The sequence below is a fragment of the Streptomyces sp. NPDC085944 genome, from assembly GCF_040686295.1.
Taxonomy (GTDB): domain Bacteria; phylum Actinomycetota; class Actinomycetes; order Streptomycetales; family Streptomycetaceae; genus Streptomyces; species Streptomyces salinarius.
In genome coordinates this window covers 250,463-276,486 of the sequence record NZ_JBFBJX010000001.1, presented here as the reverse complement: position 1 = coordinate 276,486, position 26,024 = coordinate 250,463, and the positions used below count along the sequence as shown (strand labels likewise).

At 71.6% G+C, this 26,024-nt stretch carries 28 protein-coding genes; 15 read left to right on the top strand and 13 right to left on the bottom strand.

What is annotated here, in order from left to right; translation table 11 throughout:
• Positions 1–51: 51 nt before the first annotated feature.
• On the bottom strand, positions 52–684 hold the full coding sequence (locus AB0P07_RS01360; RefSeq protein WP_365544492.1) for a response regulator transcription factor: 633 nt from the start codon (positions 682–684) through the stop codon (positions 52–54).
• Entirely contained in the window at positions 684–2,015 is a 1,332-nt protein-coding gene (locus AB0P07_RS01355; RefSeq protein WP_365543465.1) for a sensor domain-containing protein, read from the bottom strand. Before AB0P07_RS01355 ends, AB0P07_RS01360 begins: the two co-directional genes overlap by 1 nt.
• A 171-nt stretch (positions 2,016–2,186) precedes the next feature.
• Here AB0P07_RS01355 and AB0P07_RS01350 point away from each other — a divergent pair, with 171 nt between their 5' ends.
• Positions 2,187–2,933, top strand: coding sequence for an ABC transporter ATP-binding protein (locus tag AB0P07_RS01350; protein WP_365543462.1), 747 nt, complete (start codon positions 2,187–2,189; stop codon positions 2,931–2,933).
• Positions 2,934–3,209: 276 nt separating this feature from the next.
• Positions 3,210–5,684 (top strand): ABC transporter permease, encoded by a 2,475-nt coding sequence (locus AB0P07_RS01345; RefSeq protein ID WP_365543459.1) that lies wholly within the window; start codon positions 3,210–3,212, stop codon positions 5,682–5,684.
• A gap of 8 nt (positions 5,685–5,692) precedes the next feature.
• On the opposite strand, the gene AB0P07_RS01340 is transcribed toward AB0P07_RS01345, so the two are convergent.
• The 8 genes from AB0P07_RS01340 to AB0P07_RS01305 form a co-directional block, all read right to left on the bottom strand.
• Positions 5,693–5,944, bottom strand: a complete 252-nt coding sequence (locus AB0P07_RS01340) for a hypothetical protein (RefSeq protein WP_365543456.1) — start codon at positions 5,942–5,944, stop codon at positions 5,693–5,695.
• Positions 5,941–6,840: a hypothetical protein gene (locus AB0P07_RS01335; RefSeq protein WP_365543454.1), complete on the bottom strand. Its 900-nt coding sequence runs from the start codon at positions 6,838–6,840 to the stop codon at positions 5,941–5,943. Before AB0P07_RS01335 ends, AB0P07_RS01340 begins: the two co-directional genes overlap by 4 nt.
• 197 nt (positions 6,841–7,037) lie before the next feature.
• Entirely contained in the window at positions 7,038–8,231 is a 1,194-nt protein-coding gene (gene tuf / locus AB0P07_RS01330) for an elongation factor Tu (RefSeq protein WP_007443930.1), read from the bottom strand.
• A gap of 174 nt (positions 8,232–8,405) precedes the next feature.
• The gene (gene fusA, locus AB0P07_RS01325; RefSeq protein WP_362281441.1) at positions 8,406–10,532 is read right to left on the bottom strand and encodes an elongation factor G; all 2,127 of its coding nucleotides are present in this window, start codon (positions 10,530–10,532) and stop codon (positions 8,406–8,408) included.
• Positions 10,533–10,571: 39 nt separating this feature from the next.
• Positions 10,572–11,042, bottom strand: coding sequence for a 30S ribosomal protein S7 (rpsG, locus tag AB0P07_RS01320; RefSeq protein WP_003974303.1), 471 nt, complete (start codon positions 11,040–11,042; stop codon positions 10,572–10,574).
• 2 nt (positions 11,043–11,044) lie between these two features.
• On the bottom strand, positions 11,045–11,416 hold the full coding sequence (gene rpsL, locus AB0P07_RS01315) for a 30S ribosomal protein S12 (RefSeq protein WP_003948652.1): 372 nt from the start codon (positions 11,414–11,416) through the stop codon (positions 11,045–11,047).
• A gap of 352 nt (positions 11,417–11,768) precedes the next feature.
• Positions 11,769–12,473 (bottom strand): hypothetical protein, encoded by a 705-nt coding sequence (locus tag AB0P07_RS01310; RefSeq protein ID WP_365543449.1) that lies wholly within the window; start codon positions 12,471–12,473, stop codon positions 11,769–11,771.
• A gap of 194 nt (positions 12,474–12,667) precedes the next feature.
• Positions 12,668–13,111 carry a helix-turn-helix transcriptional regulator gene (locus AB0P07_RS01305; RefSeq protein WP_365543446.1) on the bottom strand — a complete coding sequence of 148 codons (444 nt, stop codon included), beginning with the start codon at positions 13,109–13,111 and terminating at the stop codon, positions 12,668–12,670.
• A gap of 238 nt (positions 13,112–13,349) precedes the next feature.
• On the opposite strand from AB0P07_RS01305, the gene AB0P07_RS01300 reads away from it, so the two are divergent.
• Complete coding sequence (locus tag AB0P07_RS01300) at positions 13,350–14,102, top strand: hypothetical protein (RefSeq protein ID WP_365543443.1); 753 nt, start codon at positions 13,350–13,352, stop codon at positions 14,100–14,102.
• A gap of 8 nt (positions 14,103–14,110) precedes the next feature.
• A complete protein-coding gene (locus AB0P07_RS01295) occupies positions 14,111–14,317 on the top strand; it encodes a helix-turn-helix domain-containing protein (RefSeq protein WP_365544489.1) in 207 nt (68 codons plus the stop codon).
• 69 nt (positions 14,318–14,386) lie between these two features.
• Here AB0P07_RS01295 and AB0P07_RS01290 read toward each other — a convergent pair whose 3' ends face one another.
• Positions 14,387–14,650 carry a hypothetical protein gene (locus tag AB0P07_RS01290; RefSeq protein WP_365544486.1) on the bottom strand — a complete coding sequence of 88 codons (264 nt, stop codon included), beginning with the start codon at positions 14,648–14,650 and terminating at the stop codon, positions 14,387–14,389.
• Positions 14,651–15,004: 354 nt separating this feature from the next.
• Here AB0P07_RS01290 and AB0P07_RS01285 point away from each other — a divergent pair, with 354 nt between their 5' ends.
• The 4 genes from AB0P07_RS01285 (at position 15,005) to AB0P07_RS01270 (ending at position 16,981) form a co-directional block, all read left to right on the top strand.
• Positions 15,005–15,415, top strand: a complete 411-nt coding sequence (locus AB0P07_RS01285) for a hypothetical protein (RefSeq protein ID WP_256109417.1) — start codon at positions 15,005–15,007, stop codon at positions 15,413–15,415.
• A gap of 168 nt (positions 15,416–15,583) precedes the next feature.
• Complete coding sequence (locus AB0P07_RS01280) at positions 15,584–16,183, top strand: phage tail protein (protein WP_362341904.1); 600 nt, start codon at positions 15,584–15,586, stop codon at positions 16,181–16,183.
• 91 nt (positions 16,184–16,274) lie between these two features.
• Positions 16,275–16,565 carry a hypothetical protein gene (locus tag AB0P07_RS01275; RefSeq protein WP_365543440.1) on the top strand — a complete coding sequence of 97 codons (291 nt, stop codon included), beginning with the start codon at positions 16,275–16,277 and terminating at the stop codon, positions 16,563–16,565.
• Positions 16,566–16,630: 65 nt separating this feature from the next.
• Entirely contained in the window at positions 16,631–16,981 is a 351-nt protein-coding gene (locus AB0P07_RS01270; protein WP_365543437.1) for a hypothetical protein, read from the top strand.
• A 109-nt stretch (positions 16,982–17,090) separates the two neighbouring features.
• Here the strand turns inward: AB0P07_RS01270 and AB0P07_RS01265 are convergent, their stop codons facing one another.
• Positions 17,091–17,492, bottom strand: a complete 402-nt coding sequence (locus tag AB0P07_RS01265; RefSeq protein ID WP_365543434.1) for a DUF3592 domain-containing protein — start codon at positions 17,490–17,492, stop codon at positions 17,091–17,093.
• Between the two features lie 255 nt (positions 17,493–17,747).
• Positions 17,748–18,161 (bottom strand): DUF3592 domain-containing protein, encoded by a 414-nt coding sequence (locus tag AB0P07_RS01260; protein WP_197924114.1) that lies wholly within the window; start codon positions 18,159–18,161, stop codon positions 17,748–17,750.
• A gap of 40 nt (positions 18,162–18,201) precedes the next feature.
• Between AB0P07_RS01260 and AB0P07_RS01255 the strand changes: the two genes are divergently transcribed.
• The 7 genes from AB0P07_RS01255 (at position 18,202) to AB0P07_RS01225 (ending at position 25,523) form a co-directional block, all read left to right on the top strand.
• Positions 18,202–18,909: a hypothetical protein gene (locus AB0P07_RS01255; protein WP_365543430.1), complete on the top strand. Its 708-nt coding sequence runs from the start codon at positions 18,202–18,204 to the stop codon at positions 18,907–18,909.
• Positions 18,910–18,948: 39 nt separating this feature from the next.
• The gene (locus AB0P07_RS01250) at positions 18,949–20,148 is read left to right on the top strand and encodes a phage tail protein (RefSeq protein WP_365543427.1); all 1,200 of its coding nucleotides are present in this window, start codon (positions 18,949–18,951) and stop codon (positions 20,146–20,148) included.
• Complete coding sequence (locus AB0P07_RS01245; protein ID WP_365543424.1) at positions 20,145–21,428, top strand: tape-measure protein; 1,284 nt, start codon at positions 20,145–20,147, stop codon at positions 21,426–21,428. Before AB0P07_RS01250 ends, AB0P07_RS01245 begins: the two co-directional genes overlap by 4 nt.
• 42 nt (positions 21,429–21,470) lie before the next feature.
• Entirely contained in the window at positions 21,471–22,415 is a 945-nt protein-coding gene (locus tag AB0P07_RS01240; RefSeq protein ID WP_365543421.1) for a phage tail protein, read from the top strand.
• A 64-nt stretch (positions 22,416–22,479) separates the two neighbouring features.
• The gene (locus tag AB0P07_RS01235; RefSeq protein ID WP_365543419.1) at positions 22,480–23,679 is read left to right on the top strand and encodes a hypothetical protein; all 1,200 of its coding nucleotides are present in this window, start codon (positions 22,480–22,482) and stop codon (positions 23,677–23,679) included.
• 17 nt (positions 23,680–23,696) lie between these two features.
• A complete protein-coding gene (locus tag AB0P07_RS01230) occupies positions 23,697–24,803 on the top strand; it encodes a hypothetical protein (RefSeq protein ID WP_365543417.1) in 1,107 nt (368 codons plus the stop codon).
• Between the two features lie 3 nt (positions 24,804–24,806).
• Positions 24,807–25,523 (top strand): hypothetical protein, encoded by a 717-nt coding sequence (locus AB0P07_RS01225; RefSeq protein ID WP_365543414.1) that lies wholly within the window; start codon positions 24,807–24,809, stop codon positions 25,521–25,523.
• Positions 25,524–26,024: the final 501 nt, after the last annotated feature.

The window sequence follows — 26,024 nt, the reverse complement described above, 5'->3', positions numbered from 1 at the left end:
CTTGTGACCGAACCCGTACACCTTCCCGCACCCCGCCGGGCGAAACGGGCGTCAGGCCCGCAGATAGGTCAGCACCGCCAGCACCCTGCGGTGGGTCTCGGTCGCCGGGGGCAGGTCGAGCTTGGTGAGGATGCTGCCGATGTGTTTGCCCACGGCCGCCTCGGAGACGACGAGTTCGCGGGCGACGGCCGCGTTGGACCGGCCCTCCGCGATCAGGGCCAGCACCTCGCGCTCGCGCGGGCTCAGCCGCTCCAGCGGGTCACGGCGGCGGCGCAGCAACTGGCGTACCACCTCCGGGTCGACGACCGTGCCGCCGCCGGCCACCTCGGCCAGCGCGTCGACGAACTCCTCGACCTGGCCGACGCGGTCCTTGAGCAGGTAGCCGACGCCGGTGCCGTCGCCGGAGTCCAGCAGGTCGGCGGCGTAGGTCCGTTGCACGTACTGGCTGAGGACGAGGACGGGCAGCGTGGGCCGCTCCTCGCGCAGGCGTACGGCCGCGTGCAGTCCCTCGTCCTGGAAGCCGGGCGGCATGCGGACGTCGGTGACGACGATGTCCGGGGCGTGTTCCGTCACGGCGGTGACGAGCGCGTCCGCGTCGCCGACGGCCGCCACGACCTCGTGGCCGAAGCGGGCGAGCAGGCCGGTCAGGCCGTCGCGCAGGAGCACGCTGTCCTCGGCCAGCACTACGCGCAGGGCCGGGCCCGCTCGCGGGGGTCGCAGGGCTCGCACGGAATCTCCACGCTCAGCAGGGTCGGTCCGCCCGGCGGGCTGGACAGGGAGAGTCTGCCATCCAGGACCGACACCCGGTCGGCCAGTCCGGTCAGCCCGCTGCCCGCCGCGGCGTCCGCCCCGCCCTGCCCGTCGTCCCGGACCCGCAGCACCAGCCGTCCGTCGCGGTGGCCGCCGGTCACCGCCGCGCGGGTGGCGCCGCTGTGCCTGCCGATGTTGGCGAGGGCCTCGCAGACCACGAAGTAGGCGGCGGCCTCCACGGCCTGGGGCAGCCGTCCGGGCAGTTGCAGGGTGACGTCTACGGGGACGGCGGAACGGTCGGCGGCGTCGGCGACGGCCGCGGGCAGGCCGTAGTCGGCGAGGACCTTCGGGTGGATGCCGTGGATCAGCTCGCGCAGCTCCGCCAGCGCCCGGCCCGCCTCGCCGTGCGCCTTGGCGAGCTGGTCGGCGAGCGGTCCCGGCGGCGCGTCCAGGCGAGCCAGGCCGAGGGCCATGGTCAGGGCGACCAGGCGCTGTTGGGCGCCGTCGTGCAGGTCGCGTTCGATGCGGCGCCGCTCGACCTCGAAGGCGTCCACCAACCGTACGCGGGAGCGGGTGAGTTCGACGACCCTGGCCGTCTGGTCGTCCTCGCGCGGGGCACCCACGAGCACGCGCGTCAGCTCGGCCCGCGCGCCCGCCGCCAGGCCCAGCGCGTAGCCGCCGAGGGCGAGGAGCAGCAGCCCGAGCGCGGCGACGCCGGACGCGGCCGGCCAGGTGGTGACCGTCCACTGCTTGAGCACCTTCGCCTCCTCGCCGCCGCCGGCCGTGGCCATCAGCAGCGGGGTGCCGGCGAGGTGGAGGGGCACGGCGAGCGCGAACGCGACGACCAGGGCGTCCAGCGGCCACAGGACGAGGGCGAAGAGGAGGGCGTGGCCCAGCTCCCGCCAGGTCGCCCGCTCGCGCAGCCGTGTGGTCAGCCAGGGCCACGGGCCGGTGGCGGGCGGCTGCCGTACGGGGCGGGCGGGGGCGGGGGCGCGGTCGATCAGGCGCAGCCGGTGCCGTTCCAGGCGGGCCACGGGGATGCCGGCGAGGGCGGTGAGCACCAGCAGCGGCAGCCCCACCAGGACGACGGCGAGTACGCCCCCTACGGCGACCGCGGCCACGATGCCCACCAGGGTCGCGGCGCCGGCCACCGCGCCGGTCGCCAGGTAGGCGAGGGCGCGCCAGGGCCACGGTGAGAGCAGGTACCCGTGGGCGGGCAGGGCCTGCCACACGGTGCGGTGGCCGGTGCGGGGGCGGGGATGCATGCGGATCACCGTAGAGCCGTGCGCGCGGCGGGGCCATCGGCCCAGTGGGCGTCTCGGGGGTATGGCCTGCCCTACCTCTCCTCTCGCCCCTGCCGCACTGCGCCGACGTGGTCGCGAAGGGTTGTGTGGGGCCGGTCAGCGAGCGATACGGCACCGGCGAGAGGGCACGACATGAACGGCAGCGACGACGATGCGGTACGGCTGCGCTCCGTCAGCCGGCGGTACGGGGCGGGCGACGGCGCGGTGCCGGCCCTCGACGACGTCTCCCTCGCCTTTCCGCGAGGCACGTTCACCGCGGTGATGGGGCCGTCCGGCTCGGGCAAGTCGACCCTGCTGCAGTGCGCGGCCGGTCTCGACCGGCCCACGTCGGGGTCGGTCGAGGTCGGCGGCACGGAGCTGACGGGGCTGAGCGAGCGGCGGCTGACCCTGCTGCGACGGGAGCGCATCGGCTTCGTCTTCCAGGCGTTCAACCTGCTGCCGTCCCTGACCGCAGCGCAGAACGTGGTGCTCCCGCTGCGGCTGTCCGGCCGTCGCCCTGCGCGGGGCCGGGTGCGCGAGGCACTGCGCCAGGTCGGCCTCGCGGACCGCGCCCGGCACCGGCCGACCGAACTCTCCGGCGGCCAGCAGCAACGCGTCGCCCTCGCCCGCGCCCTGATCACCCGCCCGGAGGTGCTGTTCGCCGACGAGCCGACGGGGGCGCTGGACTCCCGGACCGGCCGGGAGGTGCTGGCCCTGCTGCGCGGCATGGTCGACGACACCGGCCAGACGGTCGTCATGGTCACCCACGACCCGGTGGCCGCGTCCTGCGCCGACCGCGTGGTCTTCCTGGTCGACGGCCACGTACACGGCGACCTCCCCACCCCGACCGCCGCCACGATCGCCACCCACCTGTCCGGGCTGGAAACACCGCGGTCGTAGCTACGGGCAGCCGCCATGCCGTCGTAGCTGCAGGCAGTCGCCATGCCGCCGTCGCTGCGGCCAGTCGCCCCCCGCTGCGGGCAGTCGTGCCGCTGGGGCGGCACGGGTGGGCGCTGGGGGTACCTCGCAGGCCGTTCAGGCACTGGGGAAGGCACCCCGCAAGGCCGGGCCGCCTACCCCCGCCCCCGCACCCACGCCGGGCACGCCATCGGCGCCGAGGCCCTGGCCCCTCCCGCTCACAACGGCACCCCAACCCAACCCGGCCGGAGGCCACCCGTGCTGATCACCGCCCTGCGCACCCTACGCACCCGCTGGCCCGCCTTCATGGGCAGCTTCGTCGCCCTCACGCTCGGAGTAGCGCTCCTGACGGTGATGGGCCTGGCACTGGCCTCCACACTGGACGCGCCCGACCGCGGTCCCGAGCGGTTCGCCGCCGCACCGGTCGTGGTGCGGGGGCAGGACACCCTGCGGGTGCCGACGCCCTCCGGTGAGAAGACGGAGAAGCTGGCCCGACCGCGCCCCGTACCGGAGCCGCTCGTGACCCGCCTGAAAAGGCTCGGCACCGTCGTCCAGGACCGCTCCTTCCCGGTCCACGTCCAAGGCGGCCACGGCCGCCACGCCCCAGGCGACCTGGTCGGCCACCCGTGGTCCACCGCCGCGTTCGCCCCGTACCGCCTCGACGCCGGCCGCGCCCCCCGCGCCGCCGACGAGGTCGTCGTCACCGGTGACTGGAGCGCGCCGGGCGAGCGGTTGCGCACGGACCGGGGCACGCTGCGGGTGGTGGGCACGGTGCCCGGCCTCGGGTTCGAGGACGCCGTCTTCTTCACCGACGTACGGGCCTTGCGGCTCGCCCCCGTCAGCGCGCAGCTGGTGGTCGAAGCGGAGGCGCCCGCCGTACGGAAGGCCGTACGGGACTCGGTGCCGGCCGGCGCGGGCGTCCGCGTGCTCAGCGGGGACGAACGCCGGTACGCGGACGCCGATCCCGACCGGGACCGTGAGGCGCTGACCGCCCTGAACGCGCTGTTCGGCACCGCCGGCGGCGTCACCGCGTTCGTGTCGGTGTTCGTCGTGGCGTCCACGTTCGCCTTCGCGGTGGCGCAGCGACGCCGGGAGTTCGGGCTGCTGCGCACGGCCGGGGCGACACCGGGGCAGCTGCGCCGGATGGTGCTGACCGAGGCCCTCACAGTCGGCGCCCTCGCGTCCGGGGCCGGCTGCGTGCTCGGCGCGTACGCCGCGCCGCTTCTGGCGGCACACGTGGTGGACGGCGGCCTCGCACCGGCCTGGTTCACCATCGGCGACCCCACCTGGCCGTATCACCTGGCCTTCTGGACGGGGCTCGTCGTCGCCCTGTGCGGCGCGACGGCGGCGGCGTGGCGGGCGGGACGCACCGGCCCCGTCGAGGCCCTGCGCGAGGCGTCCGTCGACACCGGGACGATGACCCGGGGCCGGTGGGTGTGCGGGGCGGGGCTGCTGCTGACCGCGCTGGTGTCGCTGGGTGTCTCGCTGGCCGGCGACCCGGGCGACCTGCTGCACCGCAAGACGTACGTGACCCGCCCGATGCTGCTGATCACCGCGGCCGCGCTGCTCGCACCGGTCGTGGTGCGCCCGGTGACGCGTCTGCTCACCTGGCTGCCGGCCCGCCTGCCCGGCGCCACGGGCCTGCTGGTCCGGGAGAACACGGCGGCAGGGGTACGCCGTACCGCGGCCCTCGCGGCGCCGGTGCTGGTCACGGTGGCGCTCACGGGCTCCCTGCTCGGCGCCGTCGCGAGCCTGAACGAGGCGAGGGCCGCAGAGGTCCGTCAGCGGACCGCCGCCGCCTTCGTGGTCACGGCGCCGCCCGGTACGGGCTTCGACGCGGCGACCTTGGGCCGCCTGCGCGCGGTGCCCGGGGCGGAGATCTCCCCGACCTCGTCGGGCGCGGTGTACACCCTGGAGGACGGCGTGGCCCTCGTCAGGTCCGACCTGCGTGCCGTCGCCGACCCCGAGGCCTTCACCGCCACCACCCGACTCCCGCTCGCCGCGGGCAGGGTGTCCGGCCTCGACGACCACTCGATCATCGTGAACGAGGAGTGGGAGGAGCACACGGTCGGCCGGAACGTACGGATCTGGCTCGGGGACGGTACACGGAAGACCCTGCGCATCGCCGCCGTGATGCACACCGGAACCGGCGACAACGGCGTCTACGTCACCGCCGCCAACGCCGCCGGCGCCCCTGCCGACCGGGTGGACGTCGCCCTCGCCGACGGTACCGACGCCGACGCGGTGGCCGCAGGGCTGCGCGAGGCGGTGACACCGGTGGGCGGACGGGTGGCGAGCGGGGACGCGTGGGCCGCGGCCGCATCCCCCGGCTCGACGGACACGACGCGGGCCGGTCTGCTCCTGGTCCTGGGCATCGCCCTGCTCTACACGGGGATCTCCGTGGTCAACACGATGCTGACGGCGACGTCCGACCGGGTCCGCGATCTGACGGTCCTGCGGCTCACGGGCGCCACCGACGCACAGGTGCTGCGGCTGCTCGCCGTCGAGTCACTGACGGTCACCGCGGTGGGCGCCCTGCTGGGGCTGCTGGTCGCCGGTCTCAACCTGGCGGGCATGGGGGTCGCCCTGCACCTGCTCGCGGTGCCCGCCGCCCCGGTCCTCCCGTGGGCGGCCGTCGCCACGGTCGCGGGTGCCTGCGCGACGCTCACCGTGGCGGCGACACTCGCATCCGCCGCCCTGCCGGTGCGCCGCCGCGCACTCGTCCGCGAATGACCGGGACTTCAGCCGCCGTCGGACGCCCCGAACACCTCGGCGACCGACACGGCCGTGATCGCCCTCCTGAACCAGACACCGAGAACACCGAGGTCCTGACAGCCCAGAATCCGCTCCCGCGCCTCCTCGGACACCTCGACACCCCGGTCCCCGAGCAGGAGCAGGATGTCCTCGGCACGAGTGGCCACCCGCCCCTCCGCCCGAAGGTTCTGCGCGGTCTGCGACTGGAAGAAGGAGAGGTCGGGACTCGTCCCGCTCATCCCTCGGCATCCCCGAACACCTCGGCGACCGACACCGCCGTGGTCGCCCGCCTGAGCCAGACGTCGAGGATGTCGAGGTCCTGACAGCCCAGGATGCGCTCCCGCGCCTCCTCTGACACCTCAACCCCCCGATCCCCCAGCAGAAGCAGAACGACTTCGGCACGGCCGACCGCCCGCCCCTCCTCGCGCCCCTCCGCCCGAAGGTTCTGCGCGGTCTGCGACTGGAAGAAGGAGAGGTCGGCGGCCATGATCTGCCTCCAGAGGTTCGCGGCCGGCGTCGTGCCGAGGCCTTGTTCCGTGAGTTCGATGAACTTGCTTGCGGTGCTCTCGTCGTCGGCCGACAGGTCTTTCAGTGCCGTCGCCAGCGCTTTCAGTATGGCACCGGCATCCGGGTCCCGGCGGTGCACGGCCGCGGAGAGGACCGTCAGGGGGATGTCGCGCGCGGCCTCGTCGGGGCTCTTGATGACCGGCAGGCTGTCCGGCCCCAGGACCAGCGGGCGCACGGTGAGCGAGGGCCACTGCACCGGGCCGATGTCGACGTGCCGGGACGCCCAGTCGGCGGTGCGGCGGTCGGCGCAGACGACCAGGAGAAGCGGCGGCAGCTGGTACTTGGCGTGCAGGTGGGACAGGTAGTACGCCCAGCTCGCGGGCTTGTCGGAGTCCGGCCTGCCCTGGGACTCCACGGCGAGGAGAAACCTCGCGCCGTCCCCGGTCTCCAGGCGCAGCAGCGTGTCCACGCGCCGTTCCACCGGGCGGTTCTCGGTGAGGTCGGTGGGGAAGGGGACGGCCGCGACGGGGTCGGCGAAGGTGACGCCCACGCCTTTGACCGCGCGTACGAAGAGACCCGGGTCCTCTTGGAAGATCCGGTGCAGCGTCTCATGGGATGAACTGACCATGCGGCGAACGTAGAAGAGCGCCGAACATTGCCAGGCGTATATGCCGACCGTGCACGCGATCGAGTGAAGGCTCAGGCACGCACATGACGCCCGGGCGGTCTCCGGCAACACGGAAAGGGCCCGTACGACCGAAGTCGTACGGGCCCTTCCTCAGGCATCAGCCCATGTCAGGTCAGGTGACCGACAAGCAAGCGAACTTACTTGTTGATCTTGGTGACCTGGCCGGCGCCCACGGTCCGGCCACCCTCGCGGATGGCGAACTTCAGGCCCTCTTCCATGGCGACGGGCTGGATGAGCTCCACCTTCATCTCGGTGTTGTCACCCGGCATGACCATCTCGGTGCCCTCGGGGAGGGTCACGACGCCGGTCACGTCCGTCGTACGGAAGTAGAACTGCGGACGGTAGTTGTTGAAGAAGGGGGTGTGACGGCCACCCTCGTCCTTCGACAGGATGTAGGCCTGGGCCTCGAACTCGGTGTGCGGGGTGACCGAGCCCGGCTTGATGATGACCTGGCCGCGCTCGACGTCCTCGCGCTTGATGCCGCGCAGGAGCAGACCGACGTTCTCACCGGCCTGGCCCTCGTCGAGGAGCTTCCGGAACATCTCGATGCCGGTGACCGTGGTGGTGGTCTTCTCCTGCTTGATGCCGATGATGTCGACGGTCTCGTTGACCTTGAGGACACCACGCTCGATGCGGCCGGTGACGACCGTACCGCGACCGGTGATGGTGAAGACGTCCTCGATCGGCATCAGGAACGGCTTGTCGACGTCGCGCTCGGGCTCCGGGATGGCCTCGTCCACGGCCTTCATGAGCTCGAGGACGGAGTTGCCCCACTCCTTGTCGCCCTCGAGGGCCTTCAGGGCGGAGACCTTGACGACCGGAACGTCGTCGCCCGGGAACTCGTACTCGGAGAGGAGCTCACGGACCTCGAGCTCGACGAGCTCCAGGATCTCCTCGTCGTCCACCATGTCGGCCTTGTTCAGGGCGACGACGATGTACGGAACGCCGACCTGGCGGGCCAGGAGCACGTGCTCCTTGGTCTGCGGCATCGGGCCGTCGGTGGCGGCGACCACGAGGATGGCGCCGTCCATCTGCGCGGCACCCGTGATCATGTTCTTGATGTAGTCCGCGTGACCGGGGCAGTCGACGTGGGCGTAGTGACGCGCCTCGGTCTGGTACTCGACGTGCGCGATGGAGATGGTGATACCGCGCTGGCGCTCCTCGGGCGCCTTGTCGATCTGGTCGAAGGCCGAGGCCTCGTTCAGGTCCGGGTACGCGTCGTGCAGCACCTTGGTAATGGCGGCCGTGAGGGTCGTCTTACCGTGGTCGATGTGACCGATGGTGCCGATGTTGACGTGCGGCTTAGTCCGCTCGAACTTCGCCTTCGCCACTGGGGTCCTCCTGTGGAGTGGTTCTGTACGCCTTACTCATCGGCGCCAGGATGATCTTTGCTGGAAAGCCCGGGTGCCGGGGGCATTCCACCGGGTTCACGGCGGAATGCCCCATGCGGGCTCCGGGGTCAAGCCTAAAGCGTGAGAACGGGGTCCGTTGAACGGAGTAGCCCGTTACTCGCCCTTGGCCTTCGCGATGATCTCCTCGGCGACGTTCCGGGGAACCTCGGCGTAGGAGTCGAACTGCATCGAGTAGCTTGCGCGACCCGACGTCTTGCTGCGGAGGTCGCCGACGTAGCCGAACATCTCCGACAGGGGCACGAGGCCCTTGACGACGCGGGCGCCCGCACGCTCCTCCATGGCCTGGATCTGGCCACGGCGGGAGTTGATGTCGCCGATGACCTCACCCATGTAGTCCTCGGGCGTGGTGACCTCGACGGCCATCATCGGCTCCAGGAGCACGGGCGAAGCCTTGCGCGCGGCCTCCTTGAAGGCCTGCGAACCGGCGATCTTGAAGGCGAGCTCGGAGGAGTCGACCTCGTGGTAGCCACCGTCGATGAGCGTGACGCGGACGCCCGTCATCTCGTAGCCGGCCAGGATGCCGAACTGCATGGCCTCCTGGGCACCGGCGTCCACCGAAGGGATGTACTCCTTCGGGATCCGGCCACCGGTCACCTTGTTCACGAACTCGTACGAGGCGTCGCCGCCCTCGATCGGCTCGATCGCGATCTGCACCTTGGCGAACTGACCGGTACCACCGGTCTGCTTCTTGTGGGTGTAGTCCACGCGCTCGACGGTCTTGCGGATCGTCTCACGGTACGCGACCTGCGGCTTGCCGACGTTGGCCTCGACCTTGAACTCGCGCTTCATCCGGTCGACCAGCACCTCGAGGTGAAGCTCGCCCATACCGCCGATGACGGTCTGGCCGGTCTCCTCGTTGGTGTGCACCTGGAAGGAGGGGTCCTCCTCCGCGAGACGCTGGATGGCGACACCCAGCTTCTCCTGGTCGCCCTTGGACTTGGGCTCGATCGCGACCTCGATGACCGGCGCCGGGAAGTCCATGGACTCCAGGATCACCGGGCTCTTGTCGTCGGACAGCGTCTCACCGGTGGTGGTCTGCTTCAGGCCCATGACGGCGACGATGTCGCCGGCGCCCACCGACTCGATCTCCTCACGCTTGTTGGCGTGCATGCGGTAGATCTTGCCGATGCGCTCCTTCTTGCCCTTGACGGAGTTCAGCACCGCGGTGCCGGACTGCAGGCGGCCCGAGTAGACCCGGACGAAGGTGAGCTTGCCGAGGTGCGGGTCGCTCATGATCTTGAACGCGAGCGCGGCCAGCGGCTCGTCCTCGGACGGCTTGCGCTTGACGACGACCTCGGGGTCCTTGACGTCGTGGCCCTCGATGGCCTCGACGTCGAGGGGGGTCGGCAGGTAGCGCACGACCGCGTCGAGCAGGGGCTGGACGCCCTTGTTCTTGAACGCGGTGCCGCAGAACACCGGGGTGACCGTGGTGTCGTCGGACTTGCCGGTCGCGATGGTGATACGACGGATCGCGGCGTAGAGCTGCTCCTCGGTGGGCTCCTGGCCCTCGAGGAACATCTCCATGATCTCTTCGTCGTTCTCCGCGACGGCCTCGACCAGCTTGCCGCGCCACTCCTCGGCGGCCTCGGTGTGCGTGGCCGGGATGTCGACGGTCTCGTACATCTCGCCCTTGGCCGCCTCGGCGGACCACACGAGCGCCTTCATGCGGACCAGGTCCACGACGCCCTTGAAGTCGGCCTCGGCACCGATCGGGAGCTGCATGACGAGCGGCTGGGCGCCCAGGCGGTCCGAGATCATCTCCACGCAGCGGTGGAACTCGGCGCCGGTACGGTCCAGCTTGTTGACGAAGCAGATACGCGGCACGCCGTAACGGTCGGCCTGACGCCACACCGTCTCGGACTGCGGCTCGACACCGGCGACACCGTCGAACACGGTCACGGCACCGTCGAGCACGCGCAGGGAACGCTCCACCTCGACGGTGAAGTCGACGTGCCCCGGGGTGTCGATGATGTTGATCGTGTAGTCGTTGTCCTCGAGCGGCCAGTGGCAGGTGGTGGCAGCGGACGTGATCGTGATGCCACGCTCCTGCTCCTGCTCCATCCAGTCCATCGTGGCGGCGCCGTCGTGGACCTCACCGATCTTGTACGACACACCCGTGTAGAACAGGATCCGCTCGGTGGTCGTCGTCTTGCCCGCGTCGATGTGGGCCATGATCCCGATGTTGCGGACCTTGGCCAGGTCAAGTGAAGTGGTAGCCATAAGGCTTCAGTCTTCTCTCGGTCTCGATGTGGGGAGCGACTACCAGCGGTAGTGCGCGAAGGCCTTGTTGGACTCGGCCATCTTGTGCGTGTCCTCGCGCTTCTTCACAGCGGCACCCAGGCCGTTGGAGGCGTCGAGGAGCTCGTTGAGCAGACGCTCGGTCATGGTCTTCTCGCGACGGGCGCGGGAGTAACCGACGAGCCAGCGCAGGGCGAGCGTGTTCGCACGGCCCGGCTTGACCTCGATCGGGACCTGGTAGGTCGCGCCACCGACACGGCGGGACTTGACCTCGAGGGTCGGCTTGATGTTCTCGAGAGCGCGCTTGAGCGTGATGACCGGGTCGTTGCCGGTCTTCTCGCGCAGACCCTCCATGGCGCCGTAGACGATGCGCTCGGCGGTGGAGCGCTTGCCGTTCAGCAGCACCTTGTTGATCAGGGAGGTCACCAGAGGAGAACCGTAGACCGGGTCGATGATGACCGGGCGCTTCGGGGCGGGGCCCTTACGAGGCATTCTTACTTCTCCTTCTTGGCGCCGTAGCGGCTGCGAGCCTGCTTGCGGTTCTTCACACCCTGGGTGTCAAGCGAACCGCGGATGATCTTGTAGCGAACACCCGGCAGGTCCTTCACACGGCCGCCGCGCACGAGCACGATGGAGTGCTCCTGCAGGTTGTGCCCCTCACCCGGAATGTAAGCGGTGACCTCGATCCCGCTGGTCAGACGCACACGCGCGACCTTACGCAGGGCCGAGTTCGGCTTCTTCGGGGTGGTCGTGAACACACGCGTGCAGACGCCGCGACGCTGAGGGGAACCCTCGAGTGCGGGCGTCTTGTTCTTCTCGACCTTGTCCTGCCGGCCCTTGCGGACCAGCTGCTGGATCGTAGGCACTACTTCTCCGGTTTCTGTGTGCCGAATGGTGAAGCTAACCTGGAACGTCACCGACCCACGCGGTCGGGTGTGTCGAAACCGCGAGCCCCGTCCGCGAGGCGGAAGGAGACGCGGAATGCGGTGGCCACATACGGCCCCGGTGCGGTCGTAGGCACGCACGAGGGCCAGGGCACACCCCAGGCACAAGGTCTGAGCGTACCTAGCGCATTCGCTGCGGTCAAAACAAATGGGCGACACCGGCAGCCGCACCCGTTTCGCTCCACTGTGTCCCCGTTCGGTGGAACGCCCGGCAGAGGGCGGGGCGGGCGCGTCCCCAGGGCCGAGTGCTCCGTACGGACGCCGCCCCCCGCCCTCACAGCGCGTCGCCGCCCGGGGTGCCGGCCCGGCCTCCGCCGGCCGGCCTCCGGCGGTTGGTGCGCAGCTTGGGGATGGTGGGCGCGCGGGAACTGGGACTCTTCGGCACCAGCGCGGGCGGCGCGGCGGGCTGCCGCCCGTCATCCGGGTCCGGGTGGGGCGCGGAGCCACTTCGCTTCCCCGACTCGGCGCCGCCGTCACTTTCGTGCCCGTGCCCGTGCCCGTCGGCAGGGTCGCGGCCGGTCCTTTGCGTCCCCTCCTGGCGCAGCGGGATCACAGCAGCCTGGCCCGGCGTCCCCCGCACCAGGCGTAAGGTCCGCCCGCCCGCGGCCCGCGCCTCGGCCAGCGCCGGTTCGTACTGCGCCGCGGCGTCCTGCCAGCCGCTGGCGTACGCCGCCGCCTCACGGCGGTCCAGCTCCGCCCGGAGCAGCACCACGACCTCGTCGGGCGCGTGCCGGTCGAGATGGCGGCCGAGTACGGCGAGGAGCCCCGTGTAGTCCTCCGCGCCCTCGACCGAAGGGGCCGGGGCCCGCTCGCCGGGCGGGGCACCGCCGGAGGGGGCCGGGGAACCGCCGGCCGCGGGGGACTCGGCCCCGGAAGCACCGGATTCGGTGGAGGGGGCGTCTGATGCCCGGAGAGGCCGGTCGCCCTGCTCGGCCATGCCCCATCCCCCGTCCCCCAGAAATGCCGGCGCTGCGTTCACGGCAGTTCCGTACCCGGGACGACGCGCGCACCACTTCGCCCGAAGGGCGCGCGCCGACTCCGATGACTGCGCCTGCCGTGGTGGGGGGACAGGCCTCCACAGTTTACTGGCGCCCCTTCGAGCCCCTTCGGCCAGGCATGCGACAAGATCAACATCGCACAGAGGGGCATGTGTGGGGCACCTGGGGGCCGGGGTCAGTCGGAGGCCAGCGGAGTCCTCTCCTCGGGCACCGCCGCCGACGCGTCGGGGAGGAACTGGCCGGCGATCCTGATGAACATCTCCCGCTGCTCGGCGACGACACCGAGACCGTCGGCGGCCTCCTCCAGCGTGAGGCGCCGCCCCTGGGCGGCACCGGCCGCGGGCACTGACGGCAGGGGGAGGTCGTCCTCGGTGAGGCGGCCGGAGCGGATCAGCATGTCGCGCACCGGCACCTGGAGGACGTGGGCCAGCCTGCGCGTCGTCTCCAGGTCGGGCATGCTCTGCCGCTGGAGCAGCCGGGTGATGGCCGCCCGGTGCACCCCGGCCTCGTCGGCGAGGCGGGATTTCCCGCCACCACGCGGGTTGTCGATGTCGAAGCCGCGTCGGCGGATCAGTTCCTCGATCCAGGCCGCGAAGCGGTCGAGTTCTCCTGTGGTCACGCGCGGTCGCCTCCCTCCAAAGCGGATATCAGCGTATCGCGCTTGCGCGCAAGGAATTACCGGCTTACGCCGTCTCGTTTGTGAGGGTTCTGTCGAGCCGATCCGCGCCGAGCACGCGCCAGACGCGGTGGGATTGGCCGGTTCCGACCGGATCGGCATATGACACTTGCGCGCGAGCGCGCAACATGCAAGTGTGCGGGCTCGCAACACACTGTTGCCCGGGGAGAAAGGACCACCGATGTCCGCACCGAACGACGCCGCGAAGACGGCCCAGCCGGCCCGTGACGCCCTGCTCTGGATCGAACTGCTGCTGCGGCAGTTCCCCGAGCTGCTGGCGGAGCTGGCGCCGGCCCACCACTCCCCCTCGGCTCCGCCGCCGGCCGCGGTGCGTCCGACCACCCCGTCGCCGGGTCGCACCCGCGCCGAACGGGAGGAGGCACTGCGAGCCGAACAACTGCACGGCCTCACCCCGTCGGGACCGTCCACCGCACCCCTGCGTCTGCACGTCTCCGATGCCGTCCGCGACATCACCGACGGCGTGGTGGAGCTCGACGAGGCCGTGCACGACCGGCTCCGGCTGCCGCGCCCCCGCCGGACCCAGGTGGCCGGACGGCTCCTGCGCGTCGCCGCGCTGCTCGGCCGGGCCGCCGACGACACCCTGCTCGTGGAGCACATCCGCGACGAGGTCCGCCGGATGGCCCGGCGCTGCACCCGCGCGCTGGGCGCCGCGGAACCGGTGGTGCGGGTGAGCGGCCGCTGCCCGTGGTGCGACTCCGTCTCCCTGCGCGCCCTGCCCGCCCGGCGCGCGGTGCTCTGCGTCAACCCCGCCTGCCGGTGCACCGACCAGGACTGCGACTGCCGTACGGACCCGGCGCACCGGCACGCCTGGGGCGTCGGCGAGTGGGCCCGGCTGGCGGCCGAGTCCGGTGCCGACCTCGCGGAACTGACCGGCTCCGCGACCGACACCGCGGACCGGGAGATACGCCGATGACGACGCCGATGACGACGCCGACCCTGCTCACCGGCGCGCTGGCCGCCGTCGAGGCCGGTGTGTCCCCGGCGACCATCCGCAAGTGGGTCCAGCGGGGGCACCTCTCCCCCGCCGGCAGACAGGGGCGCGCACAGCTGTTCCGGCTGGAGGACGTCTTCGCCGCCGAGCGCGACGCCCGGGGCGGGCGGCCGGGCGCGTCCGGCCGAAGCGCGTAGGACGTACAAGACGCACGAAAGAGGAAGAGGGGCGGTCCACCCGGACCGCCCCTCTTCCCGTGCGCGCCGCTACTCCCCCGGCCCGGCGGGCATCCGGAAGACCCGGGCCCCGTCCTGCGCTCCGTCCGCCGACGGGACCACCGCCTCGCGCCAGCCGCAGCGGAACCCCCGCGTCTCCGCCTCGGCGGCGATCCGCGCCCCGACCTTGCCGACGACGGCGGCGAGTGTGCGGGCGACGTCGGCGGTGTACGTACCCGATTCCCCCGCCTCCGCGGCCACTTCGACCACCGCGACCACGACGTCGTCCAGCCGTTCCTGGGCACTGATCACCATCACGCTCCGTTCACCCCGCCGCAACTCCTTCGTGCTTGCGCCGCGTCACGGCGCTCCCCGCTTCGGAACCGCCACCCTTCGAATCCACGCACTCGAATATGTGTTCGACATAGGCAGACTAACAAACAGGGCCCCGCGATGCGGGAGTTACGCGTGCGGCGCATCGGCGTCGCCACATGGATTGATTGCGCGTCCGCCCTAGTTAGTTGCGCACACGCACGGAGTGCGTCACAATGGATGCAGCGGCGGAGCTGTGCCCATCCCTCCCTTCCGGGCACCGCTCCGCCGTTCGCGTTCCCGCCCTCGCCCCACCCGCTGCGGGCACCCCACCACCGACAGGAGTGATGCCCTCCCATGAGTTCCTCTCCGAGCACCTTCCCCGACGTGGAGGCCATCGTCGTGGAACTCCTCTCCGACCGCCCCGATCTCGCGGAGGCGGTCGTGGACGAGACTCCGCCGCCGGGCTTCGACGGCACCCAGCCGGCGGTGATCGTCTCCCGGCGCGGCGGCGCGTGGATCGACGACCTCCACCTGGACCAGCCGCTCGTCGAGCTGGAGGCCTACGGGCCGGACAAGCCGACGGCCCACCGGCTGGCGAACGCCGCCCGCGCCGAACTGCTCGCGGCGGCCGGCCGGACGTACGGGACGAACGTCGTGATCAGCGACGTGGTCGAGGCCGACGGCCCGCGCTGGCTGCCGGAGTACCTGTACCCGGCGGCCAACCGCTACCTCTGCGTGCTGCGCGTCTCGCTGCGCATCGGCTGACCCCGGCAGCACCGGCCCACCCGGGAGCGGACCGCACTCCGCGCCCCCACAGACGAGGCCCCGTCGACCGGCGGGGCCTTCGCCGTACCCACGGCAGGCACCACCGCACCACCGCACCACCGCACCACCGCACCACCACCTACGGAAACCCATCCCAAGGAGACATCCATGGCAGGCAACAACTCGTCCGAGATCCGCGTCGCCGGCACGGGCCGCGTCCTCATCGCGGACGTCAACGCCCCCCTCCCGGCGGCCTTCTCCGACGACCCGGCGTCCGACTGGGGGTCGGCGTGGACCGACCTCGGCTACACCTCCACCGACGGCGTGACCTTCTCCAAGAAGGACAAGCTGGACCCGGTCGAGACGTGGCAGTCGATCAGCCCGGCCCGGTTCGTCTACGCGGACCGGGACCTGACGCTGAAGTTCTCGATGCTGCAGTTCAACGAGGACACGCTGCCCTTCTTCCTGGGCGGCAAGTCGGCGGACTTCCGCCGGGACGCCACCTCCGGCGCCGTCCAGTTCGACGTGCCGGACGGCCCGACCTTCGACGAGCGCGCGCTCGGCCTGGAGTTCACCGACGGCTCGGCGGTCACCTACCGCTTCGTCATCCCGCGCGGCCAGGTGACGGCCACCGACGACATCAAGCTCGCCCGCAAGGCGGCCGCGCTGCTCGGTGTCACCTTCACCGCGCTGTCCCCGGGTGACGGCCAGGCCCTGGCGACCTTCGTGATGAAGGACGCCGCCTACGCGGTGCCGACCGCCCCGTGATCCCCGCCGGGTGGGGCCGGGCCGCCCGCCCGGCCCCACCCGGCACCCTCCCGCGCCACCTCACCCACTCCACGGACGGAGCAGAACACCCATGACCTCATTCGACGTGAACGCCGCCCGCGCCCAGCGCATGGAGGCGGTCGGCCGCTCCTGGTCGTTCGCCCTCGACGGCGACACCTTCGAACTGCCCACCGAACTGAGCCGCGCCACCGCCAGGGCGCTGCGCGGCCTCGACGACAACGACGTCGACGGGCTCCTGAAACTGCTGCTGGGCGACGAGCAGTTCACCCGCTTCGAGCGGCACGACATCACCATGCAGGACATCGCCGCGATCCTGGAGGCGTACGGCAAGGAGACCGGGCTCGGCCTGGGGGAAGGCTGAGCCTCGACGCGTTCGTCGAAGAACACGCCGAGGCTCTGGAAGCCGACCTGCTGCGGCACTTCGGTGTGGACCTGCTCGACTGGCACCGCGGCCGGCTCACCTCCCGCCGGCTCGCGGTGCTGGTCAAGCACATGCCACGCGACAGCGCCGTCAACCAGGAACTCCACGGCGACGGGGCCGAGTGGACGGTCACGGACTACCTCCTGGCCGCCGCCGTCGACCACCTGGCCGCCGCCAACTGGATGTTCGCCTCCGTCAACACGGACGAGGACTCCGAGCCGCCCGAGCCGCCGGTGCCGGTGCCCAGACCGGGTGACGAGGCACTCTCCGCGGACCCGCCCGGGGAAGCTGCGGAGCCGACGGCGGCCGACGCCGAGGGGCCGAGCCCCGGTGAACTCATGCGCTTCTTCATGTGAGTGAGAGCCGGACTGTCGGCACACAAAACGAAGGGCACAGTCGCAGCGACCGTCGGCGACACCGCTTCACCGGGGCACGGCCCGGCGGCTTTCCCACCCACGACCGGGTTCAGATCTGTCGGATTCCGTTGAAGAGAAAGATCGCCGAGAGAACGAGGCAGACCGCAGCAAGGCCGTACGAACCGATACCGGCGGCAACACCGTTGACCAGAGGGTTCGACTTCCCATCGGGGTCATACCGCACCGAGGCCTTTTCACCGACCGGCACGAGAATGGTCCGGTGCGGCTGCGTCCACACCAATCGACGGTGGCCCCCCTTGTCGACGTACGAGATACCACTGGCGACCAGCCCGCCGTTGGTCCACCTCAGATTCACACAAGTGCCCTTCACGGTTACCGCTCGCCCGCTGCGCAGAAACGCTTCATGCCGCCATCGAGCATGGCCGACATGCACACCGCAGGCGGCCAAGACCAGCGCCAGGAGCAGGAAAAGAGCACCCACCAGGTTCATCGGCGGAAGGTAGCTTCTGCCAGGAAACCCGTCAAGAAAGTCTCGTTGCGGGGCCCGGAGGCGAAAAGGAGAGCGCCCGCTCCCACCGACCCGGCCGACCCGAGCAGGCGCTCCACCCTGCCGCACACCGCGGCCGTACGGGACTCATACGCTTCTTCGCCCGACGCGAGCCGACCGGCCGGCACCCCGGGCCGAGAGCCGGCCGGGGAGGGCTCCGGGAGGGGCGCTGCGCCTCCGCAAGCCGGTCGAGCCGCGCTAACCGCCGACAATCCAGCCCAGCAGCACGAGCCCGGGGACCCCGAGCACCAGCGCCAGAACCGACAGCATGACGGCCATGCCGTACCCGATCGGCGGTACCTCGGCGTTCTTCGGTCGGCGGGGGTCGTAAACCACATCCACCGGCTCCCCCACCCGCGCGCACGCAACCGCCGCCGGCCGGCTCAGGCAGGTGAACTTCTCACCCGACGCCACCTCGTACCTGACGATCACGGCGACGCCGTCCTTGGCGAACGTGTGCCTGACGCAGACTCCCGCGACTCGCACACCCCTCGCCCGCACGGCGAACGCCCGTTGGGCCATAAAGGCCATGACCCCGGAGCACCCCAGCAGCACGAGGGTGTGGGGGAGGAAATACGCCGAGCCCGAAGCAGCGAGGTACGCGGATGCCATACGCCCATCCAAGCCGGAAGCAACAGTGAAGGGAAGCCCCATGATTGACGGGTCAGGCTACAGCCCCTACGGCCCAACCGCTCCGACACTCGACGACTGGAAAGCGGCCTACGCCGTCGTGAAGCAGGAGGTCGACGAACTCCGCTCCAAGTACCAGAAGTTCGACGACCACTTCGCCCACAAGGCGGTCAACGCGTCGAATCAGCTGGAGTACTTCAGCAACCAGATCGTCAAGTGGGACATGGAAGCGCTCGCCATAACTCCCACCGGCATCACGCTCGCGGGCGCGGAGGTGTACAAGTTCCCCTGGGTCACCAGGTTGGAGAACACCCGCCTAGGCATCGTGGGTCGGGCCCGCCGTGCGGGCACGCCCGACGACGAGGCCGAGAACTCGACCGGAGACGGCGGCGGACCGGCCGACAGGTTGGCCGGCCTGGAGAGGACCCTGCGCGGCCACAATCTCAAGATCACCAACCTCAAGCGGGCGGGCACACTGACCCGCCGCACCCTCACCACCCATGGGCTCAAGATCCGCCAACTCGCGGCGGGCCAGTCCTCGGCGGCCCGGCACACGGCGACGTCCGTCGCACGCCAGGCGCGCCAAGCCGAGCAACGCGCGCAGCGGTCGTTCGCCACTCCTTCCCAGCGCCGGTCCGCGCGTGCGGAAGCGGATCAACTTCGGCAGGTCCAGCGGGCCCTCCGGGACGTACAGACGCAGGCGGATTCCCTGTCGCGTGCACTGGCGTGATCCGGGCATCGCCTCACCGAGACGTTCAAGGAGAGAACCATGTCCCTCGCCACAGCGGCAGGCCGGGCGTCAGCAGCGGTCCGCGGGCTCCAGAACCAGGCCACGGCGGGAGCCAGAGCGGCTCAGAGCCTCGGCCGTGCGGTCGGCACCGGCGACCGCGAGCTCAAGAAGCTCAAGACCTCCGCCCACGGCTCCGCCCGCGAGCTGCAGAACATCCAGCGCGCCGCCGACAAGGCCGCGCGGTCGATGTCGAAGGCCGGCAAGACCGGGCAGAAGAGCGGCGGCCAGGTCGGGAAGTTCAAGTCCGGGGCCGACAAGGCGTCCAAGGGCATGAAGGGGCTCAACAAGTCGATGAAGGGCAACCTCGTCGGCCAGTTGCTGTCCCTGCTCGCGCCGCTCGTCCAGAAGGTGGTCGAGATGGCCGCCCGTTCGAAGACCATGCAGAAGGTCCTCAAGGTCGCCTTCGCCGCGATCAAGAAGGTCATCAGCGCGGCCATGAAGGTCATCGGGCCGATCATGAAGAAGGGCGCCGCGCTGATCAAGAAGGTCTGGAGCGGCATCAAGAAGGCGATCACCGTCGTCATCAAGGCCGTCGCCAAGGTCATCAAGACCTACTTCAACGCCTGGAAGAAGATCATCACGACGGTGATGAAGGCCGTCAAGAAGGTGATCTCCAGTGTCTGGAACGGCATCAAGAAGATCATCACCCCCGTCGTCAACTGGATCCGCAGCGTCATCCCGAGGGCCTTCAGCCGGGTCAAGGAGAAGCTGTCCAGCATCTGGGGCGGCCTCAAGGGCATCGCGAGCCGCGCCTTCGGCAAGATCAAGGGCGCGGTGAAGGGCCCGATCAACTCCGTGATCGGCATCATCAACTCCGCCATCGGCAAGCTCAACCGCATCAAGGTCAGGATCCCCGGCTGGGTCCCGGGCGTCGGCGGCAAGTCCTTCGGCATCAGCCTGCCGCGGATCCCGCGGCTCGCCGCGGGCGGCATCGTCCAGCCCCGCAACGGCGGCGTGCACACCATCGTCGCCGAGGCCGGTGAGGCGGAGGCCGTGCTGCCGCTGTCCAAGCTGGACCGGCTGCTGCGGCACACCGCGCGCCGCAGCCGCGCCGACTCCGTCAACGCGACGGCCGGTGCCGTCTCCGGCTTCCAGATCGAGAACTACTACGAGGCGTCCTCGGCCGACCTCCAGGAGACCGCCGCCGCCCTGCTGTTCCTGTCCAAGGCCCGCGGATGAGCGCCGCCGCGATCGGTGCCGGCGCGGACCCGCTCGCGGGAGTCGCCGGAGCCCTGCGCTCCTTCCGCACCCGCCTGACCGGCAGTGCCCGCTCCGTACGGTCCCTCGCGCAGAACGTCGGCCGGGCCGGGGCCGCCGCCGACCGCATCAGGGGCGGCGCCGCCTCGGCGGGCACCGCGCTCACGCAGGTGAAGACCCGTGCGGACGCCGCCGGCCGGTCCCTCACCAGGACGGGCCGCACCGCCGGCCGTACGGCGACCCAGCTCCGTACCGGCCGGGGCAAGGCCCGCGCCGTCGTCGCGCCGCTGAAGTCCATCGCCTCCGGGGGCACCGCCTTCAGCGGACTCGTCGGCGCGCTCGGCAAGGGCTCGGGCACGGTGTCCAAGCTGATGGGGCTCTTCGGCGGCGCGCTCACCGTCGCCTCCGGCGCGATGACCGCCGTCAACGTCGCCATGCGCGCCAACCCGCTCGGGTTCCTGCTCGGCCTGGTCGGCCCGCTGGTCGGCTACCTGATCGACTACGCGGTCAACTCCGAGACCGGGCAACGGATCATCAAGAAGGTCTTCGACCAGGCCCTGAAGGTGTTCCGGGGCATCGTGAAGTTCCTCGGGCCCGTCCTCAAGGCGTACGCCACCGTGGTCTCGGCCTACTTCAAGGCCTACGTCAAGGTCATCACGACGGTCCTGAAGGTCGTGGGCGCCGCCCTGTCCAAGGGGTTCAACGGCACCCGCTCCGCCGCCACCTCGGCCACCCGCGCCCTGTCCGGCCTGGTCCGCCGTGCCTTCGGCGGCTTCCGCACGGCCGTCCAGCCCGTCCTGGACTGGATGACGAGGAAGATCCCCGACAAGTTCAAGCGGGTCAAGGACGCCGTGTCCAGGACCCTCGGCGGCATGGGCCGGTTCATCAGCACCGGCATGCAGGGCGTCATGGCCGCGGTCACCGGGCCGGTCAAGGCCCTGATCTCGTTCGCCAACTGGGTGATCGACGGCCTGAACAAGCTCAGCTTCAACTTCTTCGGCAAGAAGTTCGGCGTCGACCTGCCCAAGATCCCCCAGCTCGCCGAGGGCGGCGTCGTCCAGCCCGCGGGCACCGGCGGCGCCCCCTCGGTGCTGCCGCTCTCCGCGCTCAGCCGGCTGCGCCCAGCCGAGGCCGCCGTACCGAGGACTCCGGGCGTCGCAGCCTCACCGGACCGCGCCCGGCTGGGCAGCTACCGGGCGGCCGAGGGCAACGGTCCGCTCGCCGTCGCCGCCGACCTGCTGTTCCTGCACGCGGCGGCATGAGCCCGTGCCCGCCCCACCCATGAAGCGAGGTGACGGCCCTCCATGGCCGAGACGACAACCCCATACCCGCAGGCGACCGCACCCGGCTCACTGATCACCCGCGACGGGCAGATCCAGTGGGCCGGACTGCTGATGGGCCCCGGGACCCCGTACGAGATCGACCGCACCGGCATCACCGGCTGGGACGACCTGCCGGTGCTCGACACCGGCGACATCGTCCGCCCCGACCAGCACGGCGCCTGGCCCGGTGCCCGCTGGGCGCAGCCCCGCCTGATCGGGGCGTCCGTGTGGCTGCTGCCCCGTACGGCCGGCCAAGCCCGGGCCGTCGCCGCCGCCTTCCGGGCCGCCACCGGCGCGGACGGTGGCGAACAGTGGCTCGCCGTGCGGCTGCACGGCGAGACCCTCGCCGTACGCGCCCGGGTGAGCCGCCGGGTCGTACCGCAGGACCGTTCCTTCGTGGTGCACGGCGCCTCCCGGACCAGTCTCCAGTGGACCGCCACCGACCCGCGCCGCTTCGGGACCGTCCTGCGGGAGGCCCGGGCCCACCTGCCGGCGCCGGAGCCGGGCCTGGACTGGCCGCGGACGCCCGGTGCCACCCCGGCGGGCCTGCACTGGCCGCTCGAGTGGGGCACGTCCGGCGCCGCCGGCACCTGCACCGCCGTCAACGGGGGCGGAGCCGCGGCCCACCCGGTGATCGAGTTCCGGGGCCCGGTGCGGCAGCCCGCCCTGACCCGGCTCGGCGACGGCCGGCGGCTCCGCTACGACATCGTGCTCGGCCCGCAGGACGTCCTGACCGTCGACACCGAGTCCGGCACGGTCCTGCTCAACGGAACCACCTCCCGCCTCTACACCGCGGCCCCCGACTCCGCCCCCGAGCAGCTGTTCCACCTGCCGCCCGGCAGCACCGAGCTGGCCTTCCGGGCCGGCGACACCACTCCGGACCCGCGGGCCTCGGCCACCCTGCGCTGGCGCGACGCGCACTGGTGACCCGGCCGGACTCTCCCGGATTCCCGCTCCATCGCTCTTCAGGACCCCTTACCAGGAGGACACCATGCCCGTACGCAGTGCCTGGCTGATCAACCGCACCGAGACGCAGACCGGCCAGTCCCGGGCCGACACCCGGCTGGCCCCGCTCGGCACCATGAGCCCCACCGGCGCGCTGACCAGCGCGGCCGGCGTGCTGCCCGGTTCCGAGACCGGCGCACACCTGATGTCCGGGCTGTACGTGTTCGGCGAGAGCGCCGACATGAGCCTGACCGTCGCCCCGGGCCGCGCCGTGATCCAGGGCCAGGGAGCGGCCGGGGCCTACCCGGTCGTCCTGACCGACTACACCGGCCTCACCCTCGACGACGGAAACGCCGCCAACCCGCGCGTCGACCTGGTCGTGCTGCGCGTGTACGACGCCGAGTTCGACGGCGGCGACCGTACCGAGGCCGTCCTGGAGGTCGTCAAGGGCGAGGCGTCCGGCACCCCCGTACCGCCGCAGACGCCACCGGCCTCGCTGCCGCTGGCCCAGGTGACCGTGCCCGCCGGCGCCTCGGTCGGCACGGGCGGCATCTCCTGGGCGGACGCCGTCTACGACCTGCGCGTGTCCACCGTGGGCATCGGCGGCATCCTGGCCGAGTCCTGGGGCCGCGACGTCCCGGGCGGCTACCCGGGCCAGTACCGCGACGTCTCCACCGCCCTGGAACGCTGGGACGGTACCCGCTGGGCCACCTACCCCCGCCAGATCGGCGGCATCGCCCCGCAGAGCGCGCTCGTCGCCGGCGAGTACCCCGGCCAGTACCGCGACGAGGCGGGTGCACTGCAGCGCTGGGACGGCACCGTGTGGCGGCCGGCCGTCCCGTCCACCGCCTGGGCGTACAACAACGACGGCGGCTACTGCTCCTCCACCTCCTGGGTGGAGGCCGTCACCGACACCAAGGGCCCCACGATCACCGCCCCGTTCACGGTTCCGGTGAGCGGCGCGATCCTCGTGACCGTCGGGTTCATGGGCCGCACCGGCGTCGACGGGCAGTGGTGCCGGATGGGCGTCAACATCCGCAAGGACGGGGCGCTGGTGCTCGCCGCCGACGAGGTCCGCTCGGCGACCGTCGGCTCCAAGGCCATGACGTCCGTGGCGATGACCTTCCAGGTCCACGGTCTGGTGGCGGGCGAGGAGTACACGGCGGTCTCCGCCTACGTCTCCTCGGCGACCAGCAACACGGGCTGGTTCGACAACCGTTACATCCGCGTCGACCCGCTCGTGTGAGGACGGTGAGGACACCCATGACCGCTTCCGTCACCACGCCCGTCTACCGGGCCCTCTTCTGCGACCTGCGCACCGACCGGCTGCTGGACGTGCTGCCGCTCACGGAGACCAAGTTCGACGACTACATAGGCAAGCCCGGCTCGCTCAGCGCCACCGTCCCGCTGCCCGAGGGCGCGCTGGCCGCCCGGGCCCGGGCGGCGCTCCGGCCCGGCCGCACCGCGGTCTGGCTGGAGCGCGACGGCGACATCTGGTGGGGCGGCATCCTGTGGACCTGCACACCGGCCTCCGACGACCAGGGCCGGCTGAAGGTGCAGTTCCAGGCCGGCACCTTCGACTCGTACCTGGACCACCGCATCCTCGCCCACGACCTCACGGGCACCGGCCTGGACCAGTTCGACATCGCCCGTGCCCTGGTCGCCCACGCGCAGGAGCAGCCCGGCGGCGACATCGGCATCAGCCTGGGCCACGAACGGTCCGGGGTGCTCCGCGACTACGCCTACACCTACTCCGCGCTCGGCCGCGTCCGGGAACTGCTGGACAAGCTGGGTCAGCTGAGTGACGGCTTCGAGTGGCGCATCCACTGCTACCGGGACGCGGCGGGCCGCCGGGTCAAACGACTCCAGCTCGGCCACCCGCAGATCCGGACCGGGCACACGGACGTCCTCCTCGACCACCCCGGACGCGTTCTCACCTACAGCCTGCCGACGGACTCCACCGTGCAGGCGAACGTGTGGGTGGCGCGCGGCGAGTCGGCCAACACCGACCAGTCGCAGGAGTCCCAGCCGCTGACCGTGCGCGAGGAGCTCCCCGGCGAGCTCCAGGCGGGCTGGCCGCGTCTGGAGACCACCTCCGACCACGGCGGGGTCGCCGACGAGGCCACCCTGCGCTCGCTGGCCCGCGCCGAACTGGCCCGGCAGAGTCGCCCGGAGGTCATTCCCGAGCTGACGGTCCTGCTGGACGGGCGGATCACGCCCGCGCTGCTGGGGGCGAACATCCGGCTGCGCGTCCACGACCTGTGGCACCACGAGGGGCTCGACACCACCTACCGGATCGTCGGCATGGCGGTCACCCCGCCGCAGCGGACCAAGGCCGAGTCCGCCGTCCTCTACCTGGAAGGAGCCTGACCCGTGGCGATCATCCCGACCGATCTGCTCGACCGCGTCCGCGCACTGGAACGCCAGGTGCGGGAGCTGATGGGCAGCGCCAACACCACCCCGGCGCAGAACCAGATCATGGGCGGCGAGGTGGTCATCGGTGAGCAGGGCCGGCTGCGGGTGCGCACCTCCGGCGACGAGGACCTCCTCTACCTGGGGCGGGTCCAGCCGGACCGGGGCGAGGACCGGCCCCAGCAGGGATTCGTCGTCCGCCGGGACGACGGCTCGCTGGCCCTGACCGTGTGGACGGCGGCCCCCGACACGCTGCCGGTCCAGCCGGTGCAGGTCCTCGACCGCAGGGGCAACGTCGTCCTCGCCGACGACGCGGCACGCGGCGGGCTGGCCCGGCCCTACGTTCCGTATCCACTGCCCGCCCCCGCCGACGCGGGGCGCTGGGAGTCCACCGGTGCCACCGAGTGGACGACGCTCTTCAAGGGCCCGGGCATCGTCCAGCACCCGCGGCTGCACTGCGCCGTCGCCGTCGAGGGCAGCGCGGGCGCCGAGGTACGGCTGCTCGTGGACGGCGTCCAGACCGGCCCGGTGGGCACCGCGGGTGCCGGGCTGGTCCTCACCGACCGCGTGCCCGCCGACTACGGCGCCACCGTCACCTTCGAGATCCAGGCCAGGGTCGCCGCCGGCGGGGACACCGTGCGCTGCCACCCCCTCGCCCTGTACGGCATCCAGTCCTGACCCACCGCCCGGCCCGCCCGTTCACCCGGCCGTGGTGCGCCGGTGAACGGGACGGCCGGTCCGATCCGGTCCGCGACGATCCCCGCCACCGCGTACCACGAGCGGACCGGCCCCGGACTCGCGGCCTTCCCGGGCATCGCCGCCTCCCCGGACACCACTGCACACGACCGAACCGGCCCAGACCACCGCAGCCACCCCGGCCCCCGCCGCCCCCAGCGGCCACGACCTCCCGAGCATCCCGCCACACGACCGAACCGGCCCAGACCACCACGGCCACCCCGGCCCCCGCCGCCCCCAGCGGCCACGACCTCCCGAGCATCCCGCCACACGACCGAACACGCCCCGGACTCCACGGCCTGCCCTGCCCCACGGCCTCCCGAGCACCAAGACCTCCCGGACACCACTACACACGACCGAACCGGCCCAGACCACCACGGCCACCCCGGCCCCCGCCGCCCCCAGCGGCCACGACCTCCCGAGCATCCCGCCACACGACCGAAC

Coding starts and splice junctions, on each gene's coding strand:
- AB0P07_RS01290 (WP_365544486.1), bottom strand. CDS start 14,650: ATGGTGATCAGTGCCCAGGAACGGCTGGACGACGTCGTGGTCGCGGTG.
- AB0P07_RS01265 (WP_365543434.1), bottom strand. CDS start 17,492: ATGAACCTGGTGGGTGCTCTTTTCCTGCTCCTGGCGCTGGTCTTGGCC.
- AB0P07_RS01355 (WP_365543465.1), bottom strand. CDS start 2,015: ATGCATCCCCGCCCCCGCACCGGCCACCGCACCGTGTGGCAGGCCCTG.
- AB0P07_RS01235 (WP_365543419.1), top strand. CDS start 22,480: ATGCCCGTACGCAGTGCCTGGCTGATCAACCGCACCGAGACGCAGACC.
- AB0P07_RS01350 (WP_365543462.1), top strand. CDS start 2,187: ATGAACGGCAGCGACGACGATGCGGTACGGCTGCGCTCCGTCAGCCGG.
- AB0P07_RS01255 (WP_365543430.1), top strand. CDS start 18,202: ATGATTGACGGGTCAGGCTACAGCCCCTACGGCCCAACCGCTCCGACA.
- AB0P07_RS01300 (WP_365543443.1), top strand. CDS start 13,350: ATGTCCGCACCGAACGACGCCGCGAAGACGGCCCAGCCGGCCCGTGAC.
- AB0P07_RS01250 (WP_365543427.1), top strand. CDS start 18,949: ATGTCCCTCGCCACAGCGGCAGGCCGGGCGTCAGCAGCGGTCCGCGGG.
- AB0P07_RS01260 (WP_197924114.1), bottom strand. CDS start 18,161: ATGGCATCCGCGTACCTCGCTGCTTCGGGCTCGGCGTATTTCCTCCCC.
- rpsG (WP_003974303.1), bottom strand. CDS start 11,042: ATGCCTCGTAAGGGCCCCGCCCCGAAGCGCCCGGTCATCATCGACCCG.
- AB0P07_RS01245 (WP_365543424.1), top strand. CDS start 20,145: ATGAGCGCCGCCGCGATCGGTGCCGGCGCGGACCCGCTCGCGGGAGTC.
- AB0P07_RS01285 (WP_256109417.1), top strand. CDS start 15,005: ATGAGTTCCTCTCCGAGCACCTTCCCCGACGTGGAGGCCATCGTCGTG.
- AB0P07_RS01340 (WP_365543456.1), bottom strand. CDS start 5,944: ATGAGCGGGACGAGTCCCGACCTCTCCTTCTTCCAGTCGCAGACCGCG.
- fusA (WP_362281441.1), bottom strand. CDS start 10,532: ATGGCTACCACTTCACTTGACCTGGCCAAGGTCCGCAACATCGGGATC.
- AB0P07_RS01335 (WP_365543454.1), bottom strand. CDS start 6,840: ATGGTCAGTTCATCCCATGAGACGCTGCACCGGATCTTCCAAGAGGAC.
- AB0P07_RS01295 (WP_365544489.1), top strand. CDS start 14,111: ATGACGACGCCGACCCTGCTCACCGGCGCGCTGGCCGCCGTCGAGGCC.
- AB0P07_RS01230 (WP_365543417.1), top strand. CDS start 23,697: ATGACCGCTTCCGTCACCACGCCCGTCTACCGGGCCCTCTTCTGCGAC.
- AB0P07_RS01240 (WP_365543421.1), top strand. CDS start 21,471: ATGGCCGAGACGACAACCCCATACCCGCAGGCGACCGCACCCGGCTCA.
- AB0P07_RS01280 (WP_362341904.1), top strand. CDS start 15,584: ATGGCAGGCAACAACTCGTCCGAGATCCGCGTCGCCGGCACGGGCCGC.
- AB0P07_RS01275 (WP_365543440.1), top strand. CDS start 16,275: ATGACCTCATTCGACGTGAACGCCGCCCGCGCCCAGCGCATGGAGGCG.